The organism is Polycladomyces subterraneus (assembly GCF_030433435.1).
Lineage (GTDB): Bacteria > Bacillota > Bacilli > Thermoactinomycetales > JIR-001 > Polycladomyces > Polycladomyces subterraneus.
The window spans coordinates 84,177-102,510 of the sequence record NZ_JANRHH010000011.1; the positions used below are offsets into that span (position 1 = coordinate 84,177).

The following is an 18,334-nucleotide window of genomic DNA, read 5'->3' on the forward strand; positions in this document are numbered from 1 at the left end:
CGCGGGCAAAGTACCCTTCGCTCGAATGGAAATCGCCCGCGATGCTATTCCTGCACCTTTCCGAATCGAAGCTCGGTTTGGGCTTGGTAAAGTTGCTCGCCGGGGAAACATAGCCGCCTGATGAATGGACAGACACGTCCTCAACTATTTTGTCAGCAGTCTCACCCCCGCTTGTTTAAGCGGGGGTTTTGTGTTCCCTGATTATTGAAACCACTGCAAAATCCGATCCAAAATGGATGGGGACTGTTCTTCCGACGATGTCGAAGGATGGACAGGACAAGGTTCTTTCGGTTCCGTCCCGGCCACAAAATACTCAAATACACGATGCGGACAGTTATCCGTCGCTAATCCGCCTGTTTCCGGGTCGATGTAGACGCCTTTGACGCCGTCCGGTGGGCGGAACAGGACGAGTGGCCGGTTTTTCAGTACATCGTGCATATAGGTGCCCCAGATGTATTGAGACAGGCGTCCATCGCGGTGGGGTAACGGACGTTGCCGGTCATATCCCACCCATACCGTGGTGGCCAACTCGGGGGTGTAACCGGATAGCCATCCGTCCCAATCGGTGCTGCCCGTTTTACCGGCCATCGGGCGGGACAACATTTGTTTCACGCGGTGGGCAGTACCACCGGAATCGAACACGCTCTCCAATAGATGCGTCAGCACAAAGGTTGGTGCCGCCGGAACCGCTTGCGACGACCGGGGTTGATGCTGATATAACACCTGACCGTTGGCATCCACAATCTTCAGGATGCCGGTAGGCGGGTTGCGCATGCCGCCGTTGGCCAGCGTGGCGTACACCTGTCCCATCTCAAACGGGGAAACGGCGTAGGTACCCAACGCAAGGGAAGGAACGGGTCTGAGCGGAGTGCGCACACCCAGGCGGTGAGCGGTTTGCACCAATTGATCCAGACCGATGCGGAAATGGGTGGTGACCGCATAGATGTTGTCTGAGCGGGCAATCGCTTCCCGCAATGTGATGGGCCGGTTGGCATAGGAACCGCCAAAATTTTGCGGTGCATACGTTTTTCCCTGGTAGGTGAAAGTGGTCGGACGGCTCTCGATTCGCGTCAGCGGCGTGTATCCGTTTTGAAGTGCCGCCAGATACAGGATTGGCTTGAACGACGAACCGGGTTGCCGTTTGGCAAACACGCGGTTGTACTGGGATTCACGGTAGCTTTTTCCCCCGACCATCGCACGGATGTACCCCGTTTTCGGCTCGATGGAGATCAAAGCCGCTTGAAGACCTTTTTTGTTGCCCACAAATTGTTTAACTGCTTGCTCTGCCGCTTTTTGCATCTTCAGATTGAGCGTCGTGGTGATGGTCAGTCCGCCGTGACGCACCAGTTCTTCGTCCAACCCCAACTGTGTGATGGCCGTTTTGACTATATAATCGCGGAAATATGGAGCCGATGCGGCATTTTCAGAAGGGGGGTTGCCAGCCAGGACGATCGGTTCCCGTTTGGCTTCTTCCGCCTCCGCCCGCTGAACAAATCCTCTTTTTTCCATGGTGTCTAGAATTGCCCGTTGTCGCCGTTTGGCGCGTTCGGGATGTTCAAACGGGGAGTAATAGGCTGGGCCGCGGGGAATCCCCGCCAACATTGCACTTTCCGCCAACGTCAATTGCTCCACCGGTTTGCCGAAATAAATTTTCGCCGCTCGCTGGATGCCGTAAGCACCATGGCCATAATAAATTTTGTTGAGATACATCTCCAGAATCTCATTTTTGGAATAATGCAGTTCCAACTGGGCGGTCAAGGCGGCCTCCTTCAGTTTGCGCGACCATGTCCGGTCCTGGGTCAGATACAGATTGCGGGCCAGCTGTTGTGTGATGGTGCTGGCCCCCTGTGCCAGCCGGTGTTCCTTCAGATTGATCCAGGCGGCACGGGCGATCCCTTTGAGTGAGAAACCCCAATGATGGTAAAACGATTGATCCTCCGCCGCCAGTGTGGCCGCCACCAAAGAGCGCGGGATGTGGGACAACCGTATGGGATCCCGATGTTCCCCGTCATCCAGCTGATCGATCACCCGGCCGTTTTCGTCGACGATTTTGGTCGTCATCGGAATTTCCGGTGGCGGGAGCGGTTTGGATTTGAGGTACAGTATGGTAAACAGCAAAAGTGCCGATCCTGTTATGAGAAGCAGGCCGAACCAGCGAAAGACGCGTAACAGCATTCCCATCCACCGCCAAGATTGTTGGTCATGGGACGCGGATCAGCCCCATGCACCTTCTCTTTTTAAAATAAAAAGAATAGAAGAATTGTCCGTATCAGTATGGGAATGGATCAGGAAGAATATACCTGAGGGTCAGGGTGTGATCAGTTATTCGTATGTGCTCTGGGAGGATGAGGTTTGGGAAGAAAACACCTGAAAGGATTAATGAGAAGTAGTCAGGAAAATCGTTGTGTGCTTGCCTCACTTCGATTATTCTTATGATGGACCTTTGTGAGACAGAACGGCACGAAATCAGTTACAGTACGATTCAGATGGAAGGGGACGACCATGGATCAATTTGAAACGGAACTCTGGTATACCGAGAAACAAACACCCAATCACGGGATTACCACCCGGATCAACCGGACGTTGCATCACGAAAAATCCGAGTATCAGTCGATCGATGTGATGGAAACGCGTCAGTTTGGCAACATGCTGGTGCTTGACGGTATGGTAATGACGACGGACAAAGATGAGTTTGTCTATCATGAGATGATTACCCATGTCGCCATGAACACCCATCCGGAACCCAAAAACGTATTGGTAGTGGGTGGTGGTGATGGTGGTGCGATCCGCGAAATTCTGAAGCACTCGACAGTAGAGACGGCCACATTGGTGGAGATCGACGGGCGCGTGATCGAGGTGTCCAAGCAATTCTTCCCGGAAATCGCTGGCCGTCTGGACGATCCGCGTGTGCAGGTCCGCGTGGAAGACGGCATCCAGCACATCCGGGAGCATCGTAACGTGTACGACGTTATTTTGGTGGATTCCACCGAACCGATCGGTCCGGCGGTAGGGTTGTTCCAAAAACCGTTTTATCAGGGGATTTATGATGCGTTGCGTGAAGACGGCATCATGGTGGCCCAGACGGAATCCCCGTGGTTCAACCGCGATTTGATCCGCCAAGTGTTCCGCGACATCTCGGACATTTTCCCGATCACGCGGCTGTATACGGCCAGCATCCCCACCTACCCGAGCGGATTGTGGAGTTTCACCATCGGTTCGAAAAAGTTCGATCCGGTAGAGATCGACGAAAGCAAGCTGCCGCGCCTCGAAACCCGTTATTATCGCCCGGAGATGCACAAAGCCCTTTTCCAACTGCCGCAATTTGTCCAAGAATTGATCGAAAAGTGAGGGTGAATCGGTATGCGGTTTGACGAAGCCTACTCGGGCAATGTGTTCATCGGTGCGACACAGGATTGGGATGCTGCACAGGCCGTTATCTATGGTATGCCAATGGATTGGACTGTCAGCTTCCGTCCGGGTTCCCGGTTCGGCCCGGCGCGGGTGCGCGAAGTGTCATTGGTGCTGGAGGAGTACAGTCCGTATCTTCGTCACGAGATGGCGGAAGTGAAGTATTACGATGCGGGGGACATCCCGTTGCCATTCGGCAATCCGGAGAAAAGTGTCGCAAAGATCGGCGCGTTTGTGGATGAGGTGCTCTCCCACGGCAAAATTCCGTTTGGGCTGGGCGGGGAACATCTCGTCACTTGGCCTGTGGTGCGGGAGGTATACCGGCATTACCCCGATTTGGCCGTGATTCACTTGGATGCCCATGCGGATTTGCGGACCGACTATGAGGGGGAAGCGTTGTCGCATGCCACGCCCCTGCGCAAAATCGCCGAGTTGATCGGGCCACAAAATGTGTATCAGTTTGGGATTCGATCCGGAACCAAGGAAGAGTTCGAGTATGCGGAGCGATCCGGTATTCACTTTCATCCGTTTGACGTGGTGGAACCGCTCCGAAACGAACTGCCCGGATTGAAAGGGCGCCCGGTGTACGTCACCGTGGACATCGACGTATTGGATCCCGCATTTGCGCCGGGAACGGGCACGCCGGAGCCGGGCGGGATCACCTCGCGCGAATTGTTGGAAGCCATCCACTTGATCGCTCGATCGGATGTGCGCGTCGTCGGAGCGGATATTGTCGAGGTGGCGCCTGCTTACGATCCGACGGAGCAGACACCAGTGGCAGCGGCCAAAGTGTTGCGCGAGATGTTGATCGGTTTTGTCAAATAATCCACATTTCTCGAACGTCCAAGCTTCCTTCCCAACGGAGGAAGCTTTGTTCCATATGGTTTGGACCCGTTTGGCATTTCCCATTTCTAGTGGTAAGATACAAACAATCGGGAAAGGGGCGTAAGCCGTGATCCCTGTTCACTTGCACATTCGATCCGCCATTCAGTCGAAAAACGAATGGGATGACGCGATTGAGCAGAACGAAGTGGGAGAATTTGAGGATCGAGACGGGCAGTGGGTATTGCGATACTGGGAAAACAAGGGGACCGCGGAGGAAGTTCGTACTGTGGTGAAGGCGGGAGAAAACGAAGTAACCGTCATTCGCCAAGGAGCCATCGCTTACCGTCAAACCTATCGCCCCGGACACGAGACGGGCAGCCTCATCCACACTCCGGCTGGGGAAAGCGAAATGCGAGTGAGGACGCTGGATTATCGGCGTGACAGGCGAGAAAACGGCGGGGTGATTTTCTTCTCTTTCCGGTTGCATATGGGAGAGGAAGAGATGGGACAATATCAACTCCAGATTGAGTGGACGGAGGGTACGGAGCGACCATGAATGTCTTTCAACGCATGAAGGAAACGCTGAAAGAGGAGATTCGCCAAGCAGTGATCGGTGCGGGTATCGCGCAGGCCGAACAGATTCCTGAAGTGATGCTGGAAGTGCCGCGCGACCGTTCACATGGGGATTTGGCAACCAACATCGCCATGCAATTGGCGCGGGTGGCCAAGAAAAACCCACGCGAGATCGCAGCGCAAATCGTCAACCACATCAACCGGGAAAAAGCGCATATTCGCGACATCCAAGTGGCCGGACCCGGTTTCATCAACTTTTTCATCAATCGCTCCTATTTGGCTCAGGTGCTTGTCGAAATTGACGAGGCCAAGGAAGCCTACGGCCGTACCGACGCGGGGCAGGGACAACGCGTCAATGTGGAGTTTGTTAGCGCCAATCCGACGGGGAGCCTGCACCTGGGACATGCGCGGGGGGCTGCGGTCGGCGATTCCCTGTGCAATATCCTGGATGCTGCCGGGTATGAGGTGACGCGAGAATACTACATCAACGATGCCGGCAACCAGATCCGCATGTTGGCATTGTCTTTGGAAGCCCGTTACCTGCAGGCTTTGGGGCATGAAGCGGAGATCCCCGAAGATGGATACCGGGGACAAGACATTATCGACATCGCCAAGGAATTGGTGGAGCGGGACGGGGAACGGTACGTCTCAATGGAGCGCGAAGAACGGTTGGCGTTTTTCCGCGAATACGGGTTGAAACGGCTGTTGGACCGCATCCGGGAGGATTTGGAGCGTTTCCGCGTCCGAATGGATGTCTGGTTCAGCGAAACCTCCCTGTACGAATCCGGAGCAGTGGAGGAAACCCTGGCCGAATTGAAAGAGAAAGGATATACCTATGAAAAAGACGGCGCCTTGTGGCTGAAATCGACCGCATTTGGCGACGACAAGGACCGTGTGCTGATCAAACAGGACGGCTCCTATACTTACTTGACGCCGGACATCGCCTATCACCGCAACAAATACGCGCGAGCCGACAAAGTGATCAACATCTGGGGGGCGGATCACCACGGCTATATCCCGCGGATGAAAGCGGCGATGGCAGCGCTTGGGCTCGATCCGGATAAGTTGACCGTCGTGGTCACCCAGATGGTGAAGCTGTACCAAGGCGGCGAGTTGGTCAAGATGTCCAAGCGAACCGGGAAAGCCGTCACCATGGCCGAACTGATGGATGAAGTCGGTGTAGACGCGGCGCGGTACTTCTTCGGCATGCGAAGCCCCGACACGCATATGGACTTCGACATGGATCTGGCCGTTTCCCAGTCGACGGACAACCCGGTCTACTACGTGCAGTATGCGCACGCCCGAATCAACAGCGTGTTCCGCCAGGCCAAGGAACGGGGCATCCCGTTGGAACTGGACCGCGATTCCCTGAAACGATTGCAGGATGACCGGGAGTTCGACCTGCTGCAAAAGCTGGCCGACTTCCCGTCAGAAATCGTGACGGCGGCCGAGCAGCTGGCGCCCAACCGCGTGGTACGCTACCTGTACGAATTGGCCACCCAGTTCCACAGCTACTACAACGCTGAGCGCGTCATCGGCGACGACCCGGAGCTGACGCGGGCACGGCTGGCGCTGTTTGCCGGCGTGGCTCAGGTGATTCGCAACGGGTTGGCCTTGGTGGGTGTGGAAGCACCGGAAAAAATGTAAATTCGGATGACAGGCGCGGGTGAAACGACTGTTTCGCCCGTGTTTTTTTGTTGTAGGGAGATGATAGACAAACTCATCTTTGTCCGACAAACGGAAGTTGGTAGGTGTCAATCAAGCTAGCATAGCAATCCCCCAATAGCGGAACCCATCGTACAACAGGTATTTACCGGACAGTCACAACGAAGACGGATAACATCAGGGTGACGAATGTCAAAGCATGAAGAATGACATGAAGCGTATTGGGGATGATGCCGTTTCGTTCCGGTAAAAAGGAATGGGTGTTCCCAAACATGTCGGCATATCGTTTAACACGTTCCGGAGTGGTTCCAAAAAAGTAGGGAATCCACCAGGCGCGAATTTCTCCCATGAGCATAACGAAATAAAACAAAATGAGATAGACACCGACGCTAAACGGATAAGGTCGATGATAATAGATCATGGAAAAAATCAATGCGATCAGTGTGGGGAAGCTGTTGACCATCGTTATGGTCAGGTTTTGTTGGAAAGAGACCTACTTGCTTAATCCCTCCAGATCATTCAGCCTTCCAAGCGGAACCCAATCATGAATCAAGAGGATGATCAGAATGAGAAGTTGTGTAAGAATGAACAGCAGCTCCAACACAGAATGCTTCCTCCTTTACAATTTTTCGTCATAGCCTATCCCGGGCCTTAATGAGTGTCGGGGTCATTATTGAACATTCGCTCCACCCTCTCTAATATCCCTTACAAAGATAGCCCTCTTTATAGATGAGAGCGTATGGATCGACCGATAAACAAAGGTACCTATGTAAAAACAAGCGGGATTTTGCCCAAATTTGTTTTTGTTTTCGACCGGATTCGTCGAAAGAAGCGGAAGGAAAAATCAGGTACAAAACAGAAGCAAAATTAAGGAAATGAAATAAGAGAACGGATTACACCAGGGAGGAATGAAATGAGGAAGCCCTTGTGCATGGCTGCGATGTTGATCACGATCAGTTTGGTGTTGAGTGCTTGTGACAGCCTTCTGCCCCAGGTTTCCTCGCAGAATCGGATTCATCTGGAAAAACAGGTGTTGAATCTGACTGTCAGCGAAGAGCCCGCGACATTGGACAGTGCCGTCGCGATCGATCCGCATTCCGTCAACTTGCTCAACAATGTGATGGAGGGGTTGATGCGACTGGGCAAAGATAACAAACCGGAACCCGCCATCGCCCAGCAGGTGGATGTGAGTTCGGACAAGCGCGTGTACACATTTCATCTCAGAGAAGCACGTTGGAGTGACGGCGAGTCGGTGCGAGCCGAGGATTTCGCCTACGCGTGGAAGCGGGTACTACAACCCCAAACCCGCTCTCGGTCAGCGTATCTGTTTTTTCCTATCCAAGGGGCACAAGATTACCACCACGGTCGGACTGGTTGGAACCAGGTGGGTATTCGGGTGGTCGACGAGCAAACACTTCGTGTTACGCTGACCCGTCCGATCCCGTATTTTTTGGAGCTGACAACGACATCCGCCTATTTGCCACAACGGGCGGACATCGTGGAGCGGTTGGGAGAAAGTTACGGAAAAAATGCGGCAGAAATAGTGTATGACGGCCCATTCCGTATTTCCGGCTGGGAGCAGGGAAAAAATATCATACTCACCCGGAACGAGCAGTACTGGGACAAGGGAGAAGTGTTTTTGGAGACGGTCAGGACTGCCGTCGTCCGTGACACGGCCGAAGGGATTCAGCTCTACCATACATATCAAACCGATGCGGCCCAGGTGGATCAAATCTATGCCGATCTGTACAAAAAGAGTTCCGACTGGAAGGAGCAACCCACTGCCAGCGTACAATTCCTCCAGTTTAACTTGCAAAAGACACTATTTCGTAATCCCTACATCCGAAAAGCATTCAGCTATGCGATCGACCGGGAGGCATTAACCGATGACCTGCTGAAGGATGGTTCAATGCCGGCCGGCTCCGTCATTCCCCCCGCCATTTTGCCCATCAACGAACGATCCGGAGAAATTGTAGAAAAGCGGCCGGAATTCCATCGATTCGATCCCCAGCAAGCCCAAGCGTGGTTGAAAAAAGGCATGGATGAACTGAACCTCAAGAGTTTTCCTGAAGAAGTGGTGATGACGGTGCCGGATACAGACAAACAAGTGGCGTTGTTTTTGCAGAATCAGTTTCTCCACAACCTGGGGGTGGAAGTCAAAATCGATCCCAAGCCGCTTCGCCGTTATCCCCAGCAGTTGGATCGCGGAGAATTTGATATCGCGATCAACGAATGGCGCGCTAGCTACCGAGACCCGGGTGGAGTACTGGTGGCTTTCTCTTCAGAGGGACCGTGTAATCCTGGCAAATGGTCCGCTTTGGAATATGATCGATGGTTGGAACAAGCTGCAAGCACAGCGGATGAAGAGAAGCGGATCGGTCTCTACTTGAAAGCGGAGAAAAAATTATTGGAGGATGCCGCCATCAGTCCGCTCGATTTTCAGTCAGAAGCTTTCATTCAGCGAAGATGGGTGAAAAATATGGTCCGACACCCATTTGGTGCTGATTTGACGCTGAAGGAAGCTTTTATTGAAGGGAAAAAGTGAAGAAAGGAGTGGGCCGATCCGACAAGCAACCATTGCAAGGGCGTGTCTGGTCATTCGATCAGGCGGGCTCAAAGAATTCGATCCATTCACCGTCCGGCCCATGAAAGAAGAAATATTTGCTGCCGTTGGGCAACGAGACGATCTCGTCATCAATGAAGGAAATGTCCAACTGTTTCAGTCTGTCCCATTCCTTTTGAATATCGTCTACCGTAAATGCGAGATGGTGGACTTTTCCCTCTTGCGGCAGTCGGTCATTGTAGCCTTGAATCAGTTCCACCTGAGTTTCCTTCGCTCCGGGGAAACTCAGGAAAGCCAGTTTCAAGGATTCTTTCGTATGTGTCAAGGTCGAAACGAGTTCCAACCCGATCACTTCACGGTAAAATGCAATGGATTTCTCCAGATCCTTCACCATGATACCCACGTGTTCGATTTTGCGTACCGCCATTGAAATCACCCTTTTCTATGACGATTGATCCGGGTGGCCTTATCCTGTTCGCTGAAAAGGCACACCCGCAGTGTTGTTGTGCATGAGTCAGACACGCCCTCACGACCGTACCACTCATCACCAGATATTGGATACTTCTTTCGCGTGGTTTTTCACGTCTTCTGGTACCTGGATTTTTCCGGGGTGTTTTCCTTTCCAGGTGGCTTCAAACCGGTGAACGAAGTTTACTTTGGCACGGACTCCGTTGTCCGCTTCCACCGGCAAAACGGCTTGCAGTTCGTACGTCATTTCCTTGGGTGCGAATGCGTTTTTGTCGATGGTAATTGTTTGGGTCAAACTTTTGAAGCGGTGCTCTTTTGCGTCTTCTCCAATTTCCTCCTTCATTTTGTCGATATACGGCTTCAAGTCACTCAGATATGTATCTTGTGCAGTTATATCCGCATTTTCGTCCAATTTCAGTTCGATGACGTAGGCCTGATCGGTTTCGGTCATTTGGATCGTTTTGCTTTTTTTCCATGCAGCCAATTGCCCGGACAAATCATCCAGTTTGTGAAGCGGAAAAGCGGGATGAGGGAATACTCCCTGGATCGGGTTGTTGGAAGCGTCCATTGATTGCCAATCATCCCCGTCATCACTGCCATAGACGCGCTGCCCATCATGATACAATTTGGTGGGCAGTTCGTCTTTTTCTTCTTTAAACCCTTCGATACTTTTGGTGTAAAGTGTCCCTTCCGAGTAAAAATCCCGAGGATTATTGCTCATGTCGGTGTTGCCCTGAAATTTGAGTGTGCCGGCGAACTCTCCCTTTTCCTCATGTAAGGCTTTCGGCCCTTTCAAATGCATATTGAAGTAGGTAGAGACTTGATAACGGGCACCGTTTTGATTCAAATGCTGTTCCGCTTTGGACAGCACTTCTTCTATCGTCAGCTTTTTCGGTTGCTGTTTCACGGCGGCGACTTGGGTGAGATTGTTGACGATGGTGCTGCATCCCGTGAGCAGAACGACAACCAGTGTGAGCGACAATAGTGTGCGCCACTTGGAGTACATCCGTTTGCTCCTTTCTATGGATAAATGCTACTTATCTATGATACTATTTTTCTCTCAACTATAACCAGTGAAAATTAAAAGAAAAGTCACTCTTGAAAGGATGACTGAACGGACAGGATGGTGATCAAATGATCAGATATATTAAAATATAGGTAACAGTCTATTGGTTATCTATAGAATTGTTTACTTACACGGTGAAGAGGAGAGAAGAGATGCTGTCGAGCGATGTGAAAAGAGAGTTGCAGGCGGTGGTGGGGCCGGATGATGTACGGGATGATCCCGAGTCCCGTCTGGCCTATTCCTATGACGCCACGCCGATGTACCAATCGATGCCGGACGGGGTGGTATTTCCGGAAAGTACCGAAGAAGTGCAGGCGATCATGAAAATTGCCTCCCGTCACCGCATCCCCATCGTCGGTCGCGGTTCGGGCAGCAATCTGAGTGCGGGAACCGTGCCGGTGGAAGGCGGATTGGTCATGGTGATGACCAAAATGAATCGACTCATCGAAATCGACCAAGACAACTTGACTGCCACCTTTCAGCCTGGATTGATCACCAAACAGTTGCATGAAGCGGTGGAGCGAATCGGACTGTTTTATCCACCCGATCCCGGTAGTATGCACGTATCCACGCTTGGCGGCAATATCGCGGAATGTGCCGGTGGCTTGCGTGGGTTAAAGTACGGTACGACCAAGGACTACGTGATCGGCCTGGAAGCGGTATTGGCGTCGGGGGAGATTCTGCGAACCGGCGGAAAGTTGACCAAGGATGTGGCTGGTTACGATCTGACCAAATTGTTGGTGGGTTCCGAGGGCACATTGGCGATCATCACCGAGGCTACGGTGAAATTGCTGCCCCTTCCCGAAGACCGTCGCGTGATGGTGGCGCATTTCACCGATTTGTACGCGGCTGCGCGAACAGTATCGCAAATCATCGCTGAACGCATCATTCCGTGTACGCTGGAATTTTTGGACCAAGGCACCATTCGCGTTATCGAAGATTACGCCAAGATTGGGCTTCCGGCTGATATGGCCGCCATCCTGCTGATCGAACAGGACGGCCCTACATCGGTTGTGGAACGGGATATAGAGCGGATTGCGGAGATTTGCCGTCAAACTGGGGCGGCCCATGTACAGGTGGCGCAGTCGCGGGAAGAAGAGGTGCAGTTGATGTCGGCGCGAAGGAGTGCCCTGTCTGCGCTCGCCCGCTTGCGTCCAACCACCATCCTGGAGGACGCCACCGTTCCGCGGGCCGCGATTGCGCCGATGGTGGAACAGATCAACCGGATCAAGGAAAAATACGGATTGCAGATCTGCACATTCGGCCATGCTGGTGACGGCAACCTCCATCCTACCTGTATGACCGATGCACGGGACCGGGAAGAAATCGAACGGGTGGAACAAGCGTTTGAGGAGATTTTTGATGCGGCGATCCGCCTGGGCGGGACGATCACCGGCGAACACGGGGTGGGACTGGCCAAGGCGCCGTTTTTGGAGTGGAAAGTGGGGAAATCCGGTATAGAAGTAATGAAAGGGATCAAACGGGCGTTTGACCCCGACGGACTGCTCAACCCGGGAAAAATGTTTGCCAAAGAGACGCGGAGAAGGGTGGTGATCACGTGAAACCGGTGGAGGAGAAACCGATCGATCGGGAAGAGTGGGCACGAGTGGGCGAATATTTGCGCAAGACATTGGATCAGGACGAGTTGACCCATTGTATGCGCTGCGGATTTTGCCTGCCGGCCTGTCCGACATATCGGGAAACGGGATTGGAACAGGCTTCTCCACGCGGCCGCCTTGCCTTGATGAAGGCGGTGGCAGATGGGATGATCGAACCGGATGCGGCATTTGCCGACCAGATGAATTTGTGTCTGGGTTGCCGGGCTTGTGAGACCGCGTGCCCCGCGGGTGTGCAGTACGGGCGCGTTTTGGAACAGACACGGGCCGGCATCGCTCTTCGCGAGCCGTCGTCCCGGATCGTCCGGGGATTGCGGAAGCTGTTTTTCAAGCACCTCTTTCCCCATCAGCACCGACTGCGCACGCTCGGTTGGTGGTTGACCCTCTACCAGCGTTCGGGATTGCGGTGGTTGGTGCAGCGAAGCGGGTTGATGCGTCTGTTCCCGGAGCACCTTCGGGAGATGGAGGCCGTGATGCCGCCTGCGTCTTCCATGGGGGTTCGCGAGCGGTTGGGAGAAATCCTCCGGCCCGAAGGGACACCGAGGGGGAGAGTCGGGCTGTTCCGCGGCTGCATCATGGATGTGCTCTTTACGGAAACCAACTGTAATACGGCTCGGTTGCTGGTCAAGGCGGGCTACGAAGTGGTCATCCCTGATGCGCAGCGGTGTTGCGGCGCGTTGCATGCCCATGCCGGGGAAGAGGATACGGCCAAACGATTGGCTCGCGAAAACATTGAGGCCTTTCGCGATGCGCAAGTGGATTGGATCGTCTCCAATGCAGGCGGCTGCGGGGCCATGCTGGTGGAATACGCCCATCATTTCAAAGGAGACGTGCGGATGGAGGAGGATGCCCGATGGTTCTCCGACCGGGTACGTGACATCAGCCAACTTATCGCGGATGTAATCGATGATCTCCCGTTGAAGCGATTGGAACGCCGGGTGACCTATCAGGATTCTTGCCACTTGCGAAACGGCATGCGCGTCAACCAACCGCGTAATATATTGCGTCAGATGCCAGGGGTGACGGTTGTGGAATTGTTCGAATCGGACCGCTGTTGCGGGTCGGCCGGTATTTACAACCTCACCCAGCCGGAGATGTCAAAACAAATCTTGGACGAAAAAATGACCCATGTCAAAAACACGGAGGCTGATATCCTCGTCACCTCCAATCCAGGATGCCTCCTGCAAATGAAATGGGGAATCCGCAGGGCGGGTCTGGAACACCGCATGCGCGCTGTCCATTTGGTGGATTTGCTCATGGAGGCGGTGGAATGAAATGAGAAATATACAGCGCGTGCGGGAAACCCAGTGTCTTTCTGCTTTGGAAACTTCCGCTGTTCAAAACCACCCTTTGCCCATCTGCACCATGGCCACCGTCACCAAACCAGCTACGATCAGCGACAGACTGGAGACGGTGCCCACTTGCTCATCCAGCTCAAACGCCTTGGATGTACCGATGCCGTGCGCGGCTGTACCGATCATCACCCCTTTGGCGATCGGGTTTCGGATGCGCAGCAAGCGGATGAGAAATGGGGCACTGACATAGCCGATGACGCCTGTGGCGATGACGAAGGCCGCAGTGAGAGAGGGTACGCCTCCCTCGATTTTGGCTGTTTCCATTGCGATGGGGGTGGTGACGGACCGGGGGATCAGGCTCAAGGTGATCAGCCGGTTGATCCCAACGACGGCGGACAGGATCAGGGTGGAAATGATGGCGACGAACGATCCAACCCCCACACTGGTGACGATCACCCTTCCATGCTTTTTTAATATGGGGAGATATCTGTACATGGGAACGGCAAAGGCGACGGTGGCCGGTTGCAACAGGTCGGTCAGCCATTTCGCCCCCTGATGATATTGTGCGTAGGGGATTCCCCACCCTTTCAGCCATACGATCAGGATGATCGGTGTCACCACCACCGGTGACAGCCAGATGATCGGCTTGCGGCGATACACCCATTTGCAAACGGCATAAAGGGCAATAGTGCCCAGCAGGCCAGCCGCCGTTGTCCATCCGATCACGATTCCGTCACCTCCCGGTTTTGCTGATTTAGCCGGTTTAGCCGGTCGGCCAGCAAGCCGGTGCAAGCCATTACGAAAACGGTGCCGACCGCAATCGTAAGCCAGACGGGCAAACCGTGGATGCTCATCACCTGCGGATATTGCACGATTCCGACGGCGGAAGGGATAAAGAAAAGAAGCAGTTCCGCCAACAGCCAACGGGCGCCCTCCTCAACCCATGAGATTTTGATCCACCCCAAACAAAGCCCCGCAAAAAGGAATCCCAATCCTGCTAAATTACCGGGGATCGGCAGCCCGGACAAATGGACGAATCCTTCCCCCATCAGAAAAAATGCATGAATCAATAATACTTGTGCCGCAATACGGAGTACTTTCACCTCTGTCAACCTCCTCGTCTCCAAACCAAAATGAAAAAGCCGACTCCCGAATCGGCGGCGGAATCGGCTCGTGGTTTCCGTGGCAGGCGAATGGACAAATCGGTATACTCTTATCGAGCGTGATAGGATATAGACAGCCATACAGTCATATAGGAACTTACGAAAGAAACAACTGATCATCTGATGTATGGACTGGATATGATACTCAGATCGCTTCAGACTTCCGGAAGACGGACGCTTTTTTGTTCCATACCGGCATGGTATACGCTACCAATTCATCGGCGAAAATCAGACCGAAACGGTCTGTGACGTATACCCGACGATTTTCGTAACGGTAGGTGTCTTTCACGGACAGTTTGATGTTTTTACCGGCGGTTACAAGGGAGAGTTCATCTCCGGGTTGAAGCCAATCCATCGGTTGGCCGGTTTTGGCTCCTCCCATCACATATTTTCCGCGATAGCTTGCCATGGCGACTCCCCTCCTTTATGAAAAATTCGGTCTCATTTCGCTTGGGTGACAAAAACATTACGGTAATATTACACTCTCATTATAATAGATTTTCTTTCGTTGAAAAGGAAAATGATTTGTACAATTTTTGAACAATTCCATTGGGTGATGAGGGGTGCGGACCACTTGTGAATTCAGGTTTTGATGTGCTCATGTTTCTCGTTACCCAAGCAGGGTTCGCCTTTATGTTTAGTGGCGGATGCCCCTGCTTTTTCCGGGAAACCATCTTAGTGGACATAAATTTTCCTCGTTACTTCAAACTCTCCTCTTATTGAGGTTTTTTATATTCACGGGGAAGGATCGCAGGGGAAAACTTCTATGAGAAATCCGCCGAGAGTGTTGTTCCGCAGTAAAGCGTATAGCGCTGACACGGATGCCAACGTGAATAAAAGAAAATATACAGGAGATTCACAGCTGTTTCTACTTAGCGTACAGTTTACCCGGATCGATCCGGTTTCCCAAATAAAGTATTGTTATTTTTTTAAAGCAATTAAGTGCATTTCTGCGAAATCTTGTACGATGCTGGCTTCGGGATCGCGGTTGAACTCCGTTTCCAATCTCTCTACCCCTGCTTGATAGTCTTTTTCATCTATCAATGTCAATACGGAAATATCCCTATTGCGAGCATACTGTATGCATTCGGCCAGCCGCTTAGGAGTCATTCTATAACGGATGTCCAGTTCAACCTGAAAACCTCTGACAGATAATTCACGATAAATGAGGTCTTTTGGCCAAAATCTCTTCAAATCCTCAAAATACGCCGAAGGAAAGTATTGATACACCCACCATTGCCGCATTTCATGGATGGCGATGTTATGCATTTTGAACATGCCGTTTTTCTTCAATACACGAGTGACCTCATCCAGCACCCTCGACTTTTCGGTGAAATGATGAAAAGCATAATGGTTCACTATCACATCAAAGCTCTCCGGTTCGTATGGCATTTCTTCGGCCAATCCTTGAATCAGCCGGACGTTTGGTACCCTCCTTTCCGCTTGATCCAACATGGCTTGCGATGCATCTAACCCGTACCATTCAACCGACATCGATGCAAAGGCATGTAATTGTTTTTGCAGATATAACCCCGTACCACATGCCAAGTCCAGCACGCGAAATTCTCGATCAGAATGTTGGGCAAAATACCACTTCAAGACCTCATCTGGTTCAATTTGCCGACGGTATGGATTTTGATCATATCGGTCCGCAATCCGGGAATAATCTGTAACTTTCACTTGTATTCACCTCGCTTTTCGCTTCCCGAAAAAGACTTTGGCCAATTCTATTTGCTCCCGCTCCCGGCGCCCTTTTCGGGTCGTCTCCCATTTTCCATTCGTTCACCTTCTGACCCGTTTCTACTAAGACGCTTGAGAGGCCCCATCCTAAGATCAGCGGGAATCTAAACGGAAAATGCCCTCGCAACATCTCCTCCCCGCTCTCCAGTCCACCGGATTGACAGATGTAGCATGGATCTTGACCAGCACTTCATCATCACGTATGTTGGGTATGGGTACTTCGGCCAACTGCAATCGATCCCTACCACCGGATTCGTTGATGATCATGGCTTACATTTTGCAACCTCTCTCACGCATCAGTGGGTCAATAGGTTCTTGGTAAACACGTTCACTTTCGGTCCCAAATGGTTGTTTTTTACGTGTGGCCTCCGATTCCATCGTAATCTCTCCCTTTCTGGTTGATGATTGTGATGGGGCTGTCTATTTCCCTTTCATAATAACAAATATTTTCACAAAATTAAAACATATAGATAGTCCTGGGGAGGGAAGATAATGAACATCTTGGAGACAGAAAGACTTAGATTACGTAAGATGACTATGGATGACGCTAAAAACTTACTAAAAATTTTTTCAGATCCAATAGCCATGGCTTTTTATCCGAGCACGAAAACTTTCGATGAAACTATTAAGTGGATCAAATGGACCCAATCCAACTATGAGAAGTTTGGATTCGGGCTTTGGATTGTTGAGCGTAAAAACGACGGTATATTTGTCGGCCAATGTGGTTTAGTTCCCCAAGAAGTAAACGGACGACCTGAGATCGAAATCGGATATTTATTCGTAAGGGACTATTGGGGGCAAGGATTTGCTACTGAAGCGGCGATAGGATGTCGCGACTGGGGCTTCAAACATTTAGATTCACCACGATTTATCTCACTCATTGATCCTTCCAATACACCTTCAGTACGAGTTGCTCAAAGACTGGGAATGAAGCTATCCGAAAGCATAATCAAATGGAATAAATCCATTGATGTATATGCCATATCCCGTGATACGTGGCAACAAAATCGTTGAGATTCTTTTACCATATACTTCGCCCTTGGTAACAGCCCTATTCGGTTAGACTACGGGCCTCAGTTTGTCAATTTGCTGTTTGGGTCGACCGCAAGGAATTGTCATCTTACATAGTACAGTCGCTAGTTGTCAGTTACAATGCCCAGGTATTATATTGACATACTCCCCAATACATCGTTTCTACCATCCATCATAGCCTCATCATTGGAAATCTGTTTGAAATGACTTGAACGATACATCGTAGGGCTCATACCTGTTTTTTTATGAAACATGGTAGAAAAATGTCCTATATTTGTAAACCCGACCGATACCGCAATTTCAGTTACACTCCTGTTCGATTCTGAAAGCCACCGTTTGGCCTCTTCAAGGCGCTTTGCAAGCAAGTAATCTACCGGTGTCATGTTCATAATACGTTTGAAAACGTGATGTAAGTGGTATGGGCTTACATGGACTCCTTTTGCAATTGTCTCTAGTGTGAGCGCCACAGTATAGTGCTGTTCGATGGAGCGGGCCGTTTGATGTGCTAAGTCTTCATCAGGCCGGCGCTCCTGATCAGGACGACAACGTTTGCAAGGGCGGAACTTCGCCTTGACTGCTTCATCAATGCTAGGGAAAATACGAACGTTTTCTCGTTTTGGCGTTTTTGATTTACATGATGGTCGGCAAAAGATCCCGGTTGTTGAGACTCCATAATAGAACTCACCGTCATAAGAGGGATCACAATTCACAATGGCTTTCCACTGCTCATCATGCATCGTTTTACCCCTTTTACAGAAAAAGCAGCCTGAAAGCCCACGGTTTCAATCGTGGGATGAAAGGCGGCGTTGCTCGGCATCTCCTTTTGGGGATGGTAAGGGCAACCAATTTGCTTTATAATCGAACGTACGAGCGGTGCTCATCCCACTGGTAGTGGGTTTGTTCCTGTGTACGGCCTGGTC

The 18,334-nt window shown here is 51.7% G+C and carries 18 protein-coding genes; 8 read left to right on the top strand and 10 right to left on the bottom strand.

Annotated elements, in window-relative coordinates; translation table 11 throughout:
* Positions 1 to 201 precede the first annotated feature (201 nt).
* Positions 202 to 2,175 carry a transglycosylase domain-containing protein gene (locus NWF35_RS01445; RefSeq protein WP_301237317.1) on the bottom strand — a complete coding sequence of 658 codons (1,974 nt, stop codon included), beginning with the start codon at positions 2,173 to 2,175 and terminating at the stop codon, positions 202 to 204.
* A 327-nt stretch (positions 2,176 to 2,502) separates the two neighbouring features.
* On the opposite strand from NWF35_RS01445, the gene speE reads away from it, so the two are divergent.
* From speE to argS, 4 genes are all read left to right on the top strand, one after another.
* Positions 2,503 to 3,348 carry a polyamine aminopropyltransferase gene (gene speE / locus NWF35_RS01450; protein ID WP_301237318.1) on the top strand — a complete coding sequence of 282 codons (846 nt, stop codon included), beginning with the start codon at positions 2,503 to 2,505 and terminating at the stop codon, positions 3,346 to 3,348.
* Between the two features lie 12 nt (positions 3,349 to 3,360).
* On the top strand, positions 3,361 to 4,233 hold the full coding sequence (gene speB / locus NWF35_RS01455; RefSeq protein WP_301237319.1) for an agmatinase: 873 nt from the start codon (positions 3,361 to 3,363) through the stop codon (positions 4,231 to 4,233).
* 127 nt (positions 4,234 to 4,360) lie between these two features.
* Positions 4,361 to 4,789, top strand: a complete 429-nt coding sequence (locus NWF35_RS01460; protein WP_301237320.1) for a YwiB family protein — start codon at positions 4,361 to 4,363, stop codon at positions 4,787 to 4,789.
* Positions 4,786 to 6,453, top strand: coding sequence for an arginine--tRNA ligase (argS, locus tag NWF35_RS01465; protein ID WP_301237321.1), 1,668 nt, complete (start codon positions 4,786 to 4,788; stop codon positions 6,451 to 6,453). The genes NWF35_RS01460 and argS overlap by 4 nt, the downstream gene beginning before the upstream one ends.
* Before the next feature lie 163 nt (positions 6,454 to 6,616).
* Here argS and NWF35_RS01470 read toward each other — a convergent pair whose 3' ends face one another.
* Positions 6,617 to 6,934, bottom strand: a complete 318-nt coding sequence (locus NWF35_RS01470) for a hypothetical protein (RefSeq protein WP_301237322.1) — start codon at positions 6,932 to 6,934, stop codon at positions 6,617 to 6,619.
* Between the two features lie 450 nt (positions 6,935 to 7,384).
* On the opposite strand from NWF35_RS01470, the gene NWF35_RS01475 reads away from it, so the two are divergent.
* Positions 7,385 to 9,016 carry a peptide ABC transporter substrate-binding protein gene (locus NWF35_RS01475; RefSeq protein WP_301237323.1) on the top strand — a complete coding sequence of 544 codons (1,632 nt, stop codon included), beginning with the start codon at positions 7,385 to 7,387 and terminating at the stop codon, positions 9,014 to 9,016.
* Between the two features lie 58 nt (positions 9,017 to 9,074).
* On the opposite strand, the gene NWF35_RS01480 is transcribed toward NWF35_RS01475, so the two are convergent.
* Both NWF35_RS01480 and NWF35_RS01485 read right to left on the bottom strand, forming a co-directional pair.
* The gene (locus NWF35_RS01480; protein WP_301237324.1) at positions 9,075 to 9,461 is read right to left on the bottom strand and encodes a VOC family protein; all 387 of its coding nucleotides are present in this window, start codon (positions 9,459 to 9,461) and stop codon (positions 9,075 to 9,077) included.
* A gap of 117 nt (positions 9,462 to 9,578) precedes the next feature.
* The gene (locus tag NWF35_RS01485) at positions 9,579 to 10,508 is read right to left on the bottom strand and encodes a DUF6612 family protein (protein ID WP_301237325.1); all 930 of its coding nucleotides are present in this window, start codon (positions 10,506 to 10,508) and stop codon (positions 9,579 to 9,581) included.
* A 212-nt stretch (positions 10,509 to 10,720) separates the two neighbouring features.
* Between NWF35_RS01485 and NWF35_RS01490 the strand changes: the two genes are divergently transcribed.
* A complete protein-coding gene (locus NWF35_RS01490) occupies positions 10,721 to 12,130 on the top strand; it encodes an FAD-linked oxidase C-terminal domain-containing protein (RefSeq protein WP_301237326.1) in 1,410 nt (469 codons plus the stop codon).
* The gene (locus NWF35_RS01495; protein WP_301237327.1) at positions 12,127 to 13,458 is read left to right on the top strand and encodes a (Fe-S)-binding protein; all 1,332 of its coding nucleotides are present in this window, start codon (positions 12,127 to 12,129) and stop codon (positions 13,456 to 13,458) included. Before NWF35_RS01490 ends, NWF35_RS01495 begins: the two co-directional genes overlap by 4 nt.
* 63 nt (positions 13,459 to 13,521) lie before the next feature.
* Here the strand turns inward: NWF35_RS01495 and NWF35_RS01500 are convergent, their stop codons facing one another.
* From NWF35_RS01500 to NWF35_RS01520, 5 genes are all read right to left on the bottom strand, one after another.
* The gene (locus NWF35_RS01500; protein ID WP_301237328.1) at positions 13,522 to 14,205 is read right to left on the bottom strand and encodes an LrgB family protein; all 684 of its coding nucleotides are present in this window, start codon (positions 14,203 to 14,205) and stop codon (positions 13,522 to 13,524) included.
* The gene (locus NWF35_RS01505) at positions 14,202 to 14,582 is read right to left on the bottom strand and encodes a CidA/LrgA family protein (protein WP_301237329.1); all 381 of its coding nucleotides are present in this window, start codon (positions 14,580 to 14,582) and stop codon (positions 14,202 to 14,204) included. The genes NWF35_RS01500 and NWF35_RS01505 overlap by 4 nt, the downstream gene beginning before the upstream one ends.
* A gap of 205 nt (positions 14,583 to 14,787) precedes the next feature.
* The gene (locus NWF35_RS01510; RefSeq protein WP_301237330.1) at positions 14,788 to 15,051 is read right to left on the bottom strand and encodes a hypothetical protein; all 264 of its coding nucleotides are present in this window, start codon (positions 15,049 to 15,051) and stop codon (positions 14,788 to 14,790) included.
* A 512-nt stretch (positions 15,052 to 15,563) separates the two neighbouring features.
* Positions 15,564 to 16,322 carry a class I SAM-dependent methyltransferase gene (locus NWF35_RS01515; protein WP_301237331.1) on the bottom strand — a complete coding sequence of 253 codons (759 nt, stop codon included), beginning with the start codon at positions 16,320 to 16,322 and terminating at the stop codon, positions 15,564 to 15,566.
* Positions 16,323 to 16,475: 153 nt separating this feature from the next.
* A complete protein-coding gene (locus NWF35_RS01520; protein WP_301237332.1) occupies positions 16,476 to 16,649 on the bottom strand; it encodes a hypothetical protein in 174 nt (57 codons plus the stop codon).
* Positions 16,650 to 16,874: 225 nt separating this feature from the next.
* Between NWF35_RS01520 and NWF35_RS01525 the strand changes: the two genes are divergently transcribed.
* The gene (locus NWF35_RS01525; RefSeq protein WP_301237333.1) at positions 16,875 to 17,396 is read left to right on the top strand and encodes a GNAT family N-acetyltransferase; all 522 of its coding nucleotides are present in this window, start codon (positions 16,875 to 16,877) and stop codon (positions 17,394 to 17,396) included.
* 149 nt (positions 17,397 to 17,545) lie between these two features.
* Here NWF35_RS01525 and NWF35_RS01530 read toward each other — a convergent pair whose 3' ends face one another.
* The gene (locus NWF35_RS01530; protein ID WP_301237334.1) at positions 17,546 to 18,151 is read right to left on the bottom strand and encodes a bifunctional transcriptional activator/DNA repair enzyme AdaA; all 606 of its coding nucleotides are present in this window, start codon (positions 18,149 to 18,151) and stop codon (positions 17,546 to 17,548) included.
* Between the last annotated feature and the right edge of the window lie 183 nt (positions 18,152 to 18,334).

Coding starts and splice junctions, on each gene's coding strand:
- NWF35_RS01445 (WP_301237317.1), bottom strand. CDS start 2,175: ATGCTGTTACGCGTCTTTCGCTGGTTCGGCCTGCTTCTCATAACAGGA.
- speE (WP_301237318.1), top strand. CDS start 2,503: ATGGATCAATTTGAAACGGAACTCTGGTATACCGAGAAACAAACACCC.
- speB (WP_301237319.1), top strand. CDS start 3,361: ATGCGGTTTGACGAAGCCTACTCGGGCAATGTGTTCATCGGTGCGACA.
- argS (WP_301237321.1), top strand. CDS start 4,786: ATGAATGTCTTTCAACGCATGAAGGAAACGCTGAAAGAGGAGATTCGC.
- NWF35_RS01470 (WP_301237322.1), bottom strand. CDS start 6,934: ATGGTCAACAGCTTCCCCACACTGATCGCATTGATTTTTTCCATGATC.
- NWF35_RS01475 (WP_301237323.1), top strand. CDS start 7,385: ATGAGGAAGCCCTTGTGCATGGCTGCGATGTTGATCACGATCAGTTTG.
- NWF35_RS01480 (WP_301237324.1), bottom strand. CDS start 9,461: ATGGCGGTACGCAAAATCGAACACGTGGGTATCATGGTGAAGGATCTG.
- NWF35_RS01485 (WP_301237325.1), bottom strand. CDS start 10,508: ATGTACTCCAAGTGGCGCACACTATTGTCGCTCACACTGGTTGTCGTT.
- NWF35_RS01490 (WP_301237326.1), top strand. CDS start 10,721: ATGCTGTCGAGCGATGTGAAAAGAGAGTTGCAGGCGGTGGTGGGGCCG.
- NWF35_RS01510 (WP_301237330.1), bottom strand. CDS start 15,051: ATGGCAAGCTATCGCGGAAAATATGTGATGGGAGGAGCCAAAACCGGC.
- NWF35_RS01520 (WP_301237332.1), bottom strand. CDS start 16,649: ATGATCATCAACGAATCCGGTGGTAGGGATCGATTGCAGTTGGCCGAA.
- NWF35_RS01525 (WP_301237333.1), top strand. CDS start 16,875: ATGAACATCTTGGAGACAGAAAGACTTAGATTACGTAAGATGACTATG.
- NWF35_RS01530 (WP_301237334.1), bottom strand. CDS start 18,151: ATGCATGATGAGCAGTGGAAAGCCATTGTGAATTGTGATCCCTCTTAT.